Genomic DNA, 12544 nt, shown 5'->3' with positions numbered 1-12544 from the left:
TGTGTGGAGCCGCCTAAGGGAATCGAACCCTTGACCTATTCATTACGAGTGAATCGCTCTGCCGTCTGAGCTAAGGCGGCGTGTGCGCGCTGTCGCGTGCACGATCATCGATCTTACATGCTCCAGCGCGTCACGTCGTACGCGTCGGGTTGTACGCGTCAGTAGTCGCCGGTCGCCGAGCGGTCCGCGAGGATGTCGCGACTCGACGACAGGCCCAGTCGGGTGGCGCCGGCTGCGACCATCTCTTCGGCCGCCGCGCGGGTGCGGATGCCTCCGGATGCCTTGACCTCGGCGCGGTCGCCGACCGTGCGCTTCATGAGTTCCACCGCGTGCACGCTGGCCCCACCGGCGGGGTGGAACCCCGTGGAGGTCTTCACGAAGTCGGCCCCGGCGGCGACGGCCGCCTCGCACACCGCGACGATCGCGTCGTCGGAGAGCGCCGCCGACTCGATGATGACCTTGAGGACCGTCGGAGCGGGAGCGGCCGTCCGCACGGCGCGGATCTCGGTCTCGACGACCTCGTAGCGTCCCTCGATCGCCGCGCCCACGTCGATGACCATGTCGATCTCGTCGGCGCCCTGAGCCACGGCCAGCGCGGCCTCGGCCGCCTTGACCTCGGCGTGGTGCTTGCCGCTCGGGAAGCCGCAGACGACGGCGACCTTGAGCCCCGCGGGCACCTCGACCGGGAGGAACGACGGGGACAGGCACACGCTGTACGTGCCCAGCTCGGCCCCCTCGGCGATGACGCGCTCGACGTCGGCGCGCGTGGCCTCGGGCTTGAGCAGCGTGTGGTCGATGTAACGAGCCAGGTCGGTGACGGGCGCGGTCATGGGGACTCCTTCGGGGTGGGACGTGAACAGCCTAGGCGGCGGGACGGTGGCGCCGGGCCCTCGAGGGGGTACGGCTCTCACTCGCAGCGCAGACCGTCCTCGGGCACCGTGCCGTCGATGAGGTAGTCGTCGACGGCGTCGTTCACGCACGCCTTGCCCTTGTTGTAGCCGAGGTGGCCTTCCCCGACGTTCGTGATCAGCACACCGTCGGAGAGCTGTTCGGCGAGCCGTTGGGCACCCACATACGGGGTGGCGGGGTCGCCCGTCGTTCCGATCACGACGATGGGCGGAGAGCCCTCGGCGGTGATGGCACCGCGCGTGCCGGTGGGCGGTGCGGGCCAGGAGGCACACACATCGACGCCCTCCCAGTACGGTGCCGTCGTCGGGGCGACCTCGGCCAGACGCTGACGGTACGCCGCGTCATCGGCATCCGATCCCTCGTCCGGGTAATCCATGCAGTTGTACGCGATGAAGGCTTCCATCGTGTTGCTGGCGTAGCGCCCGCCCTGTCGATCGTTGTAGAAGTCGGCGAGCTGGAACGCGACGTCGGCGCGGCCGTTGCCGACGTCGGACAGCGCCGATCGCAGGTAGGGCCAGCTGTCTTCGCTGTAGAGCGCGGCCACGATCGCCGTCATTAGGGTGTCTCCCCCGAGTTGACGCCCGTCGCCGGCCGTGATCGGGCGGGCGTCGACACGGGCGAGCGTCGCCGCGAGGTCGGCCATCGCGTCATCGACCGAGCCGCTGTAGGGGCAGTCGGAGGTCGTGAGGCAATTCGCCATGAACGCGCGCAGCGACTGCTCGAAGCCCTCGGCCTGCCCGATCGAGGAGTCGGTCTGCGACAGGGTGGGGTCGATTCCCCCGTCGAGCACCATGCGTCCGACGCGCTCGGGGAACAGCCCGGCGTAGACGGTGCCGAGGAAGGAACCGTACGAGAAGCCCAGGTAGTTCAGCTTCGGGTCGCCGAGCACCGCCCGCAGCAGATCCATGTCGCGCGCCGAGTTCTCGGTGCTGATGTAGGGCAGGATGCCGTCGCTGTTCGCGTTGCACGCCTGGGCGAAGGCGGCGGCGCGCTCGTTCAGCGCCTGCTCCCGCTCCGCGCTGCCCCGCGCGCCCGGCGGGATGTCGTAGAAGTAGCTGTCGAGACCCTTCGCGTCGTAGCAGCTGACGGCCGTCGACTCGCCGACACCGCGCGGATCGAAGCCGATCACGTCGTAGGCGTCGGAGAGCTTCTGGTCGACGAGGATCGACAGCGACGACTTCACGAGAGCGACCCCGCTCGCGCCGGGGCCTCCGGGATTCGTCAGGAGTGAGCCCAGCGGCTTTCCGGAGCTCGCCCGGTGGCGCACGACGGCGAGCTGCAGGTCGCCCTTCGAGGGATCGCTGTAGTCGCGCGGAGCCGTCACCGTCGCGCAGTCGAGACCGGTGCCGCACTCCTGCCAAGCCAGAGCCTGCGAGTAGTACGGGAGCAGCTCCTCGGAGATGCCGTCGGTCTGCGGGGCGAGCGAGGGGCCAGGAGCGGGTGCTGCGGGCGGGATCTGGGCGTAAAGACAGCCGGAGAGGGCGAGGACCGCGGTGGCCAGACCAGCGACCAGCGCGACGAGACGACGCCGCGCGTTCAGACGCCGCGCGTTCACGGGGCCGACCCGTCGGCGACGGTGATCAACAGACTCTCGAGCGCGAGAAGAGGTGCCGCGTTCTGCTCGAGGTTGCGACGAGTATCGGAGATGCGGTCCAGCACCCCCAGCGTGCGCGCCGTCGACCACTCCGCGGCGAGCGCGCGGAGGTCATCGCTGCGCTCGCTGTTGACGAGGTCGGTGTCGCGACCGAACTGCAGCATGACGACATCGCGGAAGAGCGACTGCAGGTCGGTGAGCACGCGGTCGATCCCGTCGCGCAGACTCCGGGTGGCGCGGCGCTTCTGGTCGTCCTCGAGGGCGTTGACCTGTCCGCGGACGGACGGCGGGACCGCCGCCCCCTCGGCGACGCCGAGCATGCGCAGCAGATTGCGGCGCTCCTCTTCGTCACGGGTGGCGGTCAGCGCTTTGGCGTCGTCGGTCGCGAGGCGGACGATACGTCCGGCGACCTCGACCGCGTCACCGATGCCACGGACGCCGAGCACCGCCGCGAGTGTCTCGGCGCGGCGCGCCCGCGCGTCGTCGTCGGTCGCGAGGCGCTGGGCCATGCCGATGTGGCGCTGGGCGTGGCGGGCCGATTCTTCGGCGACGTCGGGCGCGACGCCCGTGCGCTCGACGATCAGGGCCGCGACATCGGAGACGGAGGGCTCGCGCAGGCGCAGCACGCGCACGCGCGACCGGATGGTGGGCAGCAGATCGGCGTCGCTCGGTGCGCAGAGCACCCATACGGTCTGCTCAGGCGGCTCCTCGAGGGCCTTCAGGAGAACGTTCGAGGTGCGTTCGGCCATGCGATCGGCGTCTTCGACGACGATCACGCGGTGCCGCCCGAGCGACGGTGCGAACGAGGCGCGTTCGACGAGGCGGCGGGCTTCGTCGATGCGGATGACGACCTGCTCGGTGCGCAGGGCCGTGAGGTCGGGGTGCGTGCGCGCGATCACCTGACGCTGCGCGTGTTCGTCGCCCGGCTCGGCGATGAGCGCCGCCGCGAACGCGTACGCGAGCGTGGACCGGCCCGACCCGGGAGGCCCCGTGATGAGCCACGCGTGCGCGAGAGCCGCGGGGTCGGATGCCGCAGCCCGAAGCGTCTCGACGGCCTCGGGCTGACCCCACACCGCGTCCCAGGGGAACGGCGCGGGAACGGCGACGTCGGGAGAAGAGTCCAGCACGGCGGGCATGCGTTCCACCCTAGACGGGGGTTCCGACACCGCCGCTGGCGATCCGCTGTGCGCGGACGACGGAATCGGCGTCGCCCCACTGTCCTCGCGGCCCCGGAAGCACCGGTCCTCGCTCGGGCGTCACCCGCGAGAACCGGGACGGTCTGTCGTCAGGAGAGACGGGATGCCACGGCCTCGCGGACACGGTCCGCGAGTTCGGGCACGGGCTGACGCGCGTCGAGCACGATGAAACGCTCGGGTTCGGCCGCGGCGAGCGCGAGGAAGCCGTCGCGGACCCGGGTGTGGAACTCGCCCTTCTCCGCCTCGAGCCGGTCGAACGGCTTCTCGTCGGCGTCGAGCCGGGAACGGGCCGCGGCGGGATCGAGGTCGAGGAGCACGGTCAGGTCGGGCAGCAGCCCGCCCGTCGCCCAGAGCGACAGGTCGCGGATGTCGTCGGCGTCGAGCACTCTCCCGGCCCCCTGGTACGCGACCGAGGAGTCCAGGTACCGATCCTGGATGACGACGTCTCCCCGCGAGATCGCGGGTCGCACCACGGTCTCGATGTGGTGCGCCCGATCGGCGGCGTACAGCAGGGCTTCGGCGCGTGGCGCGATGTCGCCGCGGTGGTGCAGCACGATGTCCCGCACGAGGACGCCCACCTCGGTGCCCCCGGGCTCACGCGTGCGCACGACCTCGCGACCGTTCTCGCGGAGCCACGCCTCGAGCAGTGCGGCCTGAGTGGTCTTGCCCGCGCCATCGCCGCCCTCGAACGTCACGAAGAGACCGGGGCCCCCGGCCGTCGCGGCGCGAGGGGCGCGCGGCGGCCGGGTCGGGTCCTCGGTCACGACTTCTTCGCCGGGGCCTTGCGCGTGGTCGTCGTCTTGCGCGCGGCGGTCTTCTTCGGTGCCGGTCCCTTCGCGCGCTTGTCGGCGATGAGCTCGACCGCGCGCTCGAAGGTGATGGCCATCGCGTCTTCGCCGCGGGGCACCGTGGCGTTGGTCTCCCCATCGGTGACGTACGGGCCGAAGCGACCGTCCTTGAGCTTGATCGGCTTTCCACTCACGGGGTCGGCGTCGAACTCCTTCAGGGCACTGGATGCACGGCGTGCGCCGTACTTGGGCTCGGCGTACTTGGCGAGGGCCTCCTCGAGCGTGATGTCGAAGATCTGCTTCTCGTCGTCGAGAGACCGGGAGTCGGTGCCCTTCTTCAGGTAAGGCCCGAACCGGCCGTTCTGCGCGGTGATCTCGGCTCCGGACTCGGGGTCGACGCCCACGACGCGCGGGAGGGACAAGAGCTGCAGCGCCGTGTCGAGATCGATGGTGTCGACCGACATCGATCGGAAGAGTGACGCCGTGCGGGGCTTGGGCGCCGCTTCCTTCTTCGTCGTCTTCTTCTTGGGCTGCTCGATGACCTCGCCCGTGGCGGCGTCGACTTCTTCGGGCTCCTCGGGCTCGAGCTCCTGGACGTAGGGGCCGAAGCGTCCGTCCTTCACGACGATGAGCTTGCCGTTCTCGGGGTTCTCCCCCAGCACACGGTCGCCGGCCACGGGGGCGTCGATGAGCTCCTGCGCCTTCTCGGGCGTGAGCTCGTCGGGCGCCAGATCTTCGGGGATGTTGACGATACGCGGCTTGGCCTCGGGATCGGCACCGGGCTCGGTGACCTCGAGGTAGGGGCCGTACTTGCCGAAGCGGAGCGTGGCGGTGTCGGTGATCCGCGTCGAGTTCAGCTCGCGAGCGTCGATCTCGCCGAGGTTGTCGACGATGTGGCGCAGACCGATCTGCTTGTCGGAGCCGAAGTAGAACTCCTTGAGCCACTCGGTACGACGCTGCTCGCCGCGGGCGATCGCATCGAGGTCGTCTTCGAGGGCCGCAGTGAAGTCGTAGTCGACGAGGTCGGCGAAGTGCTCCTCGAGCAGACGAACCACGCTGAAGGCGAGCCAGCTCGGAACGAGTGCCTGACCGCGCTTGGTGACGTAGCCGCGGTCGAGGATGACGCCGATGATGCTGGCGAAGGTCGACGGGCGGCCGATCCCCTTCTCCTCGAGCGCCTTGACCAGGCTCGCTTCGGTGTAACGCGGCTTCGGCGAGGTGCTGTGCCCCTTGGGCTCGACATCGCTCACGGTCAGCTCGTCGCCCACCGTGACCGCGGGCAGCGACTGGTCCTCGTCCGCGTCGCGGCCGTTGCGCTTCTCGTCGGCGCCTTCTTCGTACGCTTCGAGGAAGCCCTTGAAGGTGTAGACGGTTCCGGATGCCGTGAACTCGGCGACCTTCTCCCCCGCCTGGACGGTGAGGGTGACGGTCGTCGTCTCGTACTTGGCATCCGCCATCTGGCTGGCGACGGTGCGCTTCCAGATGAGGTCGTAGAGCTTCTGCTCATCGCGATCGAGCGAGGACGCGACGGACGCCGGGGTACGGAAGGTCTCCCCCGAGGGACGGATCGCCTCGTGCGCCTCCTGGGCGTTCTTCGACTTGCTCTTGTAGACGCGGGGGTTGGCCGGAACGGCCTTGTCGCCGTACAGCGAGACCGCCTGCGCGCGCGCCGCCGAGATCGCCTGGGCGGACAGCGCGACCGAGTCGGTTCGCATATAGGTGATGAAACCCTTCTCGTAGAGCCGCTGAGCGACGCCCATGGCGTGCTTGGCGCTCATCGAGAGCTTGCGACCGGCCTCCTGCTGCATCGTGGAGGTCGTGAAGGGTGCGCGGGGGCTGCGCGTACCGGGCTTGGCCTCGACCTTCGCGACGGTCGCGCGACCGGCGGCGGTGACGGCATCGGCCAGCGCGCGAGCCTGAGCCTCGTCGAGGACGACGACGGCCTTCTTCAGCTGGCCGTTGTCGTCGTAGTCGCCACCGCGCGCGATGGGAGCACCGTCGAGGCGGTTCAGACGCGTGGTGAAGGAGGACCCGGCCTGCGAGGCGAGGGCCTCGACGTCCCAGTACGACGCCGAGACGAACGCCATGCGCTCGCGCTCGCGCTCGACGACCATGCGGGTGGCGGCGGACTGGACGCGGCCCGCGCTGAGCGCCGTTCCCTCGCGACCCGAACCGACCTTGCGCCAGAGGACCGGCGAGACGTCCCACCCGTAGAGGCGGTCGAGGACGCGACGGGTCTCCTGCGCGTCGACGAGCGAGACGTCGAGGTCGCGCGTGTGCTCCGCGGCTTCGCGGATGGCGTCTTTCGTGATCTCGTGGAAGATCATGCGGCGGACGGGGACCTTGGGCTTCAGGACCTCGAGGAGGTGCCACGCGATGGCTTCGCCCTCGCGGTCACCATCAGTGGCCAGCAGGACTTCGTCCGCCGTCTTGAGCGCGCGCTTGAGCTCGGCGACTGTCTTGGTCTTGCGGTCGTTGACGACGTAGTAGGGGTCGAAGTCGTTCTCGACGTCGATGGAGTACTTGCCGTATGCCGCCTTCTTGTCGGCCGGGATCTCTTTCTTGGACGCGAGATCGCGGATGTGTCCGACCGAGCTGAGGACCTCGTAGTCGTCACCGAGGTATCCCTGAATCGACTTCATCTTGGTCGGGGACTCGACGATGACGAGCTTCTTGCCGTTTGCCACTGGGGTCCTTTCTTCGCTGCACACCATACACACGCATTCCTGGTGGGGTTCCCGGGGACCGCTCGAGCGGTCATTTCGGGGGGACCGGCTCGAGAGTGTGCATCGAACGGAATTCCACCGTACGCCGTCCCCACCCCCACCGTGGCGACGAGGCCGTCGAGCACGCACTCCTCGAGGGTCGCGCCACCGGCTGCCGCGACCGCGGCGGCGGCCTCGCAGGGCACACCGTCGACGGCACCGCTCACCGTATCCGCCGCCGCGAGGGCCGCGGCATCCGCTGTTCCGGCGAGCTTCTGCGCATGGACAGCGGCTCCGCCGACCGCGGCGAGCGCGAGGGTCAGAGCGGCGGTGACCGCCGTGACGCCGACGACGGAAACGGTGCCGGGCATCACTCGCCCCCGTCCAGGGCACAGGCGCGCGCCGACACGGGAGGGAGCGGCACGGAGAGCGGAACCGGTGCCGACGCGTCGACGCACACGAGACCGTCGCGACGGGAGACCGACATCGAGGCGCCGATGTCGCCGATCGCCGCGAAGGCGCGCGCGTCGTCGCCTCGCCCGAGGAGCCGGGCCGACTCGGCGGACACGTGCTGGAGCCGGACGGCCGTCGACGCCGATCCCAACACGCCCACGCCGAGGGCCAGCACGACGATGACGGCCGGGACGGCGACCGCGAACTCCGCAGTCACCGAGCCACGCTCGTCGAGGAGGACTCGTCTCACCGGGCGCTCCTCACTGGACGGTGAGCGCGCGGCGGACGAGATCGGTCAGGATGCCGCGCACCTCGTCGCTCCTCATGATCATGACGAGCAACCCGGCGAAGGCGACGGCTGCCATCGTGGCGATCGCGTACTCGGCGGTGGCCGCTCCGCGATCGTCGAGGAAGAGCGAACCGGCACGCTGATTCGTCAAGAGCGGCAACGACGGGGCGTCGGGAGTGGCGGCGAAGGGAAACGGGATGGGGATCGTCATGGGAGACCTCTTTCGTCGGTGAGGGCGGGGATGAGTCGAGTTGCGTAAGGAGGAGAGGGACGGGTCAGAACGGGGAGACGCCGGAGCGGAGCACGCCGATGAGGAGCGGCGCCACGGCGAGGAGCAGGAAAGCAGGGAGGGTGCAGACGCCGAGCGGAAGAAGAAGACGCGTGGACAGCCGGGCCGCTGCTTCGCGTCCCTCGGTCCGCGCGGCGCGACGGGCCAGCCACGCGTCGCCGCGGAGCAGCTCCCCCGCCGGCACCCCCGCACGCAGGGAGAGGTCGAGCGTGGCTTCGGCGCGGCGCAGGTCGTCATCATCCGCGAGAGCCCCGCCACGTCGCTCCGCGGCGATGAGCGAGCGGGCACGTTCGATGGACGCTCCCGCAGCGAGCGCGACCGCCAGAAGCTCCGCGGTCATTCCGGGCACGACTCTCGCGGGTTCCGCCCGACGCGCCAACCGTCGGGACCAGACACGAGCCATGACGACCAGCGCCAGCCCTGCCGCGAGACACAGACGGCCCACGGGATCGGCGGTGAGCACACGCACCGTGTCGAACCCGAGGACAGCACCGAGCGGAACACCCACGAGCGGCAGACCTGCGAGGAGCCGCGCCGTCGCGGCAGGTTCTGCCAGGGCGACCCTCACGTCATCTGCGATGTCCCGCGCCTCGCGGAGGGATGTACCCACCTCGCGAAGAGTGTCGGCCAAGGGCGCACCTACGGATGTCGCGACGGCCCACACCGCCGCGATATCGAGCCAGCCTTGTCCCGCTCTCCTCAGAACGACGGCGACGTCGTCACCCGCGGCGGCGGCAGCAGCGGCGTCACGCGCAATCGGCTCGGCGTCTTCGGCCAGATGCTGCCATGCGGCGGCTGCGCTGAGCCCCGCCGAGAGGAGAACGGCGAGACGGAGAACCGTGTCGAGGGGGTCTGCGTCCGTGGAGCTCGCCCGACGGCGCACGAGCATCATGTCCACCGCTCCGGCTCGATCGACAGTCGCCCGTCTCGCAGGAGCGGGCGACCGACACCGACGATGCGGCGGCCGAGGGAGGTGCGTTCGACGTGGATGACCGCGTCCAGGGCGCTGTGCGCCTGCCGCGCCGTCGTCGCCGCGTCCATCCCCGCCAACGCGCCGAGCGCCTCGAGGCGAGAAGGCACGTCGGAGAGGCTCCGGGCGTGCAGGGTGCCCGCCCCTCCGTCGTGCCCCGTGTTCAACGCGAGGAGGAGTTCGCGGAGCTCCTCCCCTCGACACTCCCCGAGGATGAGACGGTCAGGCCTCATCCTCAACGCCTCGCGCACCAGGCGGGCAAGCCCGATGCCGCCTGCCCCCTCGAGGTTGGGTTGGCGCGCCTCGAGGGCGACATGATGCGGATGTGCGGGACGGAGTTCGGCCACCTCCTCGATCGTCACGAGGCGCTCATCGCGGGGAACGCGAGAGAGAAGAGCGCTCAACAGCGTCGTCTTTCCCGCACCCGTCGCTCCGGTGATGAGCAGGTTCGCCCTCGCCTCGACCAGGCTTTCGAGCCGGTCACGCCCCCGCGCCGTGAACATCCCCACCTCTTCCAACCGTTCCAGGTCGGGCGCGTCCCACCGGGGAACACGGATGGAGATCGCCGTCCCCCGCGTGGAGACGGGGAAGAGCACGGCATGGACCCGGATGCCGCGATCCAGGCGCACATCGACGCACGGCGACGCGTCATCGAGGTGTCTCCCCCCGAGCGCGATCAGGCGAACCGCCAGCCGACGCACGTCGCTCTCCTCCGCGCGCCAGGACGGAACCGCCTCCGCCCCCTGTCCGCGGTCGACGAAGAGTCCCTCGTCACCGTTGAGGAAAAGGTCCGTGACCGCCGGGTCGTCGAGGAACGGCCGAAGGAAGGCCAGCGCCGGATCACGCCAGACGCTCGAGAGAGGCCGGAAGGGAAGGACGGGAGACATGCCCATGACCGTACGAGGACGGGAGCGTCGGCCGTGGCCGCAGAAGGCGGATCCGTGGAGAGATCGTCGAGGTCGCCTCTCGGGGAGAGGGAGCCGCACCGCACCTCGGTCCGGCGTCGGACGAGGCGGAAAAAAGAGGGGGCGGCATCCCATCAGTGGGGGGCGAGGGATGCCGCCACGCGCCGGCGGAAATTGGGGGGCTCCCACCGACGCGAATGCCGGAAGCGATGTTCGGGCATGGCTAGATTACGCGCCTCGGACGGCCCCGCCAACTCACCACACGCCGCGCGCCCCTGATATATCACCTGTTTCTTCTCGAGCGGATGCCAACTATCGGAGGTGGCCGGGTGTCGGGGGCCCTCGCTAGCGTCAGCATGGTGACGATGCCCGCGAGGACGCGGCATCACCTCGACCGCGAAGGAGCGCCGCGATGAGCAGCCAGATCGACCATCTCCTCAACGAAACCCGGCGGTTCGCGCCCTCGGCGGAGTTCGCCTCCGCGGCCGTCGCCGACCGCAGCCTGTACGAACGCGCCGCGGCCGACCGAGAGGGGTTCTGGGCCGATCAGGCTCGGGAGCTGCACTGGCACACACCCTTCACACGGGTGCTCGACTGGTCGAACCCGCCTTTCGCGGAATGGTTCGCCGACGGAGAGCTCAACGTCGCCTACAACTGCCTCGACCGCCACGTCGAGGCCGGCAACGGCGACCGCATCGCTCTGCGCTGGGAGGGCGAACCCGGCGACCAGCGGAACGTGACCTACGCAGAGCTCACCGACGAGGTCAAGCGCCTCTCGAACGTCCTGATCGGCCTGGGGATCGAACGCGGCGATCGCGTGGCCATCTACCTGCCGATGATCCCCGAGGCCATCGCCTCCATGCTCGCCGTCGCCCGCATCGGCGCCGTGCACTCGGTCGTCTTCGGCGGCTTCTCGGCCGACAGCCTTCGTTCCCGCATCGATGACGCCGGCGCCAAGCTCGTCATCACCGCCGACGGCGGCTGGCGCAAGGGCAAGGTTTCCCCCCTCAAGCCCGCCGTCGACCAAGCCCTCGCCGACCGCAACGGGTCCGGCATCCAGGAGACCGTCGAACACGTGCTCGTGGTCAAGCGCGGCGAGAACGACGTCGACTGGGTCGAGGGGCGCGACCTCTGGTACCACGACGTCGTGCCGCAGGCCGCCGCCGAGCACGAGGCCGAGGCCTTCCCCGCCGAGACGCCGCTGTTCATCCTCTACACCTCCGGCACGACCGGGAAGCCCAAGGGCATCCTCCACACCTCCGGCGGCTACCTCACGCAGGCGGCCTTCACCAACCGCGTCGTCCACGACGTGCACCCCGGAACCGACGTGTACTGGTGCACCGCCGACATCGGCTGGATCACGGGCCACACCTACGTCACGTACGGTCCGCTCGCCAACGGCGCGACCCAACTCCTCTACGAAGGAACCCCCGACACCCCGCACCCCGGGCGCTGGTGGGAGCTCATCGAGAAGCACGGCGTGACGATCTTCTACACCGCGCCCACCGCGATCCGGTCGTTCATGAAGATCGGCCGCGACGTCCCGCAGAAGTTCGATCTGTCGTCGTTGCGCCTCCTCGGCTCCGTGGGCGAGCCCATCAACCCCGAAGCGTGGGTCTGGTACCGAGACATCATCGGGGCCGACAGGGCTCCGATCGTCGACACCTGGTGGCAGACCGAAACGGGCGCGATCATGATCTCCGCGCTCCCCGGGGTCACCGAGACCAAGCCCGGCTCGGCGCAGGTGCCCATTCCGGGGATCTCGATCGCCGTCGTCGACGACCAGGGCGAGCCCGTCGGAAACGGCAGCGGCGGCCTCCTCGTCGTCACGGAGCCCTGGCCGAGCATGCTCCGCGGCATCTGGGGCGACCCCGATCGCTACCGCGAGACGTACTGGGAGAAGTTCGCCGACAAGGGCTACTACTTCGCGGGCGACGGCGCCCGGCTCGATGACGACGGCGACGTCTGGCTCCTGGGCCGCGTCGACGACGTGATGAACGTCTCGGGCCACCGCCTGTCGACGGCCGAGATCGAGTCGGCCCTCGTCGGCCACGAGGGCGTGGCCGAGTCCGCGGTCGTCGGCGCCTCCGACGAGACGACGGGCCAAGCCGTCGTCGCCTTCGTCATCATCAAGAGCAGCTACCTCAAGCAGCACCCCGTCGAGGGCCTCGGCGATGAGCTGCGCAAGTGGGTCGGTGAGCAGATCGGCCCGATCGCCCGCCCCCGCGACGTGTACATCGTCGGAGAGCTGCCCAAGACCCGCTCCGGCAAGATCATGCGCCGCCTCCTTCGCGATGTCGCCGAGGGGCGCGAGGTCGGAGACACGACGACCCTCGCGGACACCGCCGTCATGAGCGTCATCAGCGCACAGGTGAAGTAGGGATCCCGTCAGCGAAGGTCCCGGATGCCGCACCCGTGGCATCCGGGACCTTCGCTGTTATGGATA

Annotated in this window: 11 protein-coding genes and 1 tRNA gene; 1 reads left to right on the top strand and 11 read right to left on the bottom strand. The window is 69.8% G+C overall.

Translation table 11 applies throughout. The annotated features are described in order from the left end of the window. Positions 1 to 4: 4 nt before the first annotated feature. The 11 genes from MTES_RS13195 to MTES_RS13150 all read right to left on the bottom strand — a co-directional run bounded on the left by MTES_RS13195 (position 5) and on the right by MTES_RS13150 (position 10080). Positions 5 to 80: transfer RNA gene (locus MTES_RS13195), tRNA-Thr, on the bottom strand. A gap of 78 nt (positions 81 to 158) precedes the next feature. After that, positions 159 to 830 carry a deoxyribose-phosphate aldolase gene (gene deoC / locus MTES_RS13190; protein ID WP_043361441.1) on the bottom strand — a complete coding sequence of 224 codons (672 nt, stop codon included), beginning with the start codon at positions 828 to 830 and terminating at the stop codon, positions 159 to 161. 77 nt (positions 831 to 907) lie between these two features. Further along, a complete protein-coding gene (locus tag MTES_RS13185; protein WP_013585764.1) occupies positions 908 to 2464 on the bottom strand; it encodes an alpha/beta hydrolase in 1557 nt (518 codons plus the stop codon). Beyond that, a complete protein-coding gene (locus tag MTES_RS13180; RefSeq protein WP_013585763.1) occupies positions 2461 to 3639 on the bottom strand; it encodes a DNA polymerase III subunit delta' in 1179 nt (392 codons plus the stop codon). Before MTES_RS13180 ends, MTES_RS13185 begins: the two co-directional genes overlap by 4 nt. A 149-nt stretch (positions 3640 to 3788) precedes the next feature. Then, positions 3789 to 4463, bottom strand: a complete 675-nt coding sequence (gene tmk / locus MTES_RS13175) for a dTMP kinase (RefSeq protein WP_013585762.1) — start codon at positions 4461 to 4463, stop codon at positions 3789 to 3791. Next, positions 4460 to 7174 (bottom strand): type I DNA topoisomerase, encoded by a 2715-nt coding sequence (gene topA, locus MTES_RS13170; RefSeq protein ID WP_013585761.1) that lies wholly within the window; start codon positions 7172 to 7174, stop codon positions 4460 to 4462. Before topA ends, tmk begins: the two co-directional genes overlap by 4 nt. Next, positions 7126 to 7563: an Rv3654c family TadE-like protein gene (locus MTES_RS18950; RefSeq protein ID WP_013585760.1), complete on the bottom strand. Its 438-nt coding sequence runs from the start codon at positions 7561 to 7563 to the stop codon at positions 7126 to 7128. Before MTES_RS18950 ends, topA begins: the two co-directional genes overlap by 49 nt. Continuing rightward, the gene (locus MTES_RS13165; protein WP_013585759.1) at positions 7563 to 7895 is read right to left on the bottom strand and encodes a hypothetical protein; all 333 of its coding nucleotides are present in this window, start codon (positions 7893 to 7895) and stop codon (positions 7563 to 7565) included. Before MTES_RS13165 ends, MTES_RS18950 begins: the two co-directional genes overlap by 1 nt. 10 nt (positions 7896 to 7905) lie before the next feature. Continuing rightward, a complete protein-coding gene (locus tag MTES_RS13160) occupies positions 7906 to 8145 on the bottom strand; it encodes a DUF4244 domain-containing protein (RefSeq protein ID WP_013585758.1) in 240 nt (79 codons plus the stop codon). Positions 8146 to 8209: 64 nt separating this feature from the next. Beyond that, on the bottom strand, positions 8210 to 9115 hold the full coding sequence (locus tag MTES_RS13155; RefSeq protein WP_231848083.1) for a type II secretion system F family protein: 906 nt from the start codon (positions 9113 to 9115) through the stop codon (positions 8210 to 8212). Continuing rightward, entirely contained in the window at positions 9112 to 10080 is a 969-nt protein-coding gene (locus MTES_RS13150; protein WP_013585756.1) for a TadA family conjugal transfer-associated ATPase, read from the bottom strand. Before MTES_RS13150 ends, MTES_RS13155 begins: the two co-directional genes overlap by 4 nt. Positions 10081 to 10510: 430 nt before the next feature. On the opposite strand from MTES_RS13150, the gene acs reads away from it, so the two are divergent. Further along, on the top strand, positions 10511 to 12478 hold the full coding sequence (gene acs / locus MTES_RS13145; RefSeq protein WP_013585755.1) for an acetate--CoA ligase: 1968 nt from the start codon (positions 10511 to 10513) through the stop codon (positions 12476 to 12478). Positions 12479 to 12544 lie beyond the last annotated feature (66 nt).

Origin of the sequence: Microbacterium testaceum StLB037 (assembly GCF_000202635.1) — a bacterium.
Classification (GTDB): domain Bacteria; phylum Actinomycetota; class Actinomycetes; order Actinomycetales; family Microbacteriaceae; genus Microbacterium; species Microbacterium testaceum_F.
Note: the sequence above shows the minus strand (reverse complement) of the source record. Positions and strands in the feature narration are given on the sequence as shown.

Bases quoted from the DNA above. Each gene is read 5' to 3' on its own strand.
- MTES_RS13160 (WP_013585758.1), bottom strand. From the start codon at position 8,145: ATGACGATCCCCATCCCGTTTCCCTTCGCCGCCACTCCCGACGCCCCG.
- acs (WP_013585755.1), top strand. From the start codon at position 10,511: ATGAGCAGCCAGATCGACCATCTCCTCAACGAAACCCGGCGGTTCGCG.
- deoC (WP_043361441.1), bottom strand. From the start codon at position 830: ATGACCGCGCCCGTCACCGACCTGGCTCGTTACATCGACCACACGCTG.
- MTES_RS18950 (WP_013585760.1), bottom strand. From the start codon at position 7,563: ATGCCCGGCACCGTTTCCGTCGTCGGCGTCACGGCGGTCACCGCCGCT.
- MTES_RS13180 (WP_013585763.1), bottom strand. From the start codon at position 3,639: ATGCCCGCCGTGCTGGACTCTTCTCCCGACGTCGCCGTTCCCGCGCCG.
- MTES_RS13150 (WP_013585756.1), bottom strand. From the start codon at position 10,080: ATGTCTCCCGTCCTTCCCTTCCGGCCTCTCTCGAGCGTCTGGCGTGAT.
- MTES_RS13155 (WP_231848083.1), bottom strand. From the start codon at position 9,115: ATGATGCTCGTGCGCCGTCGGGCGAGCTCCACGGACGCAGACCCCCTC.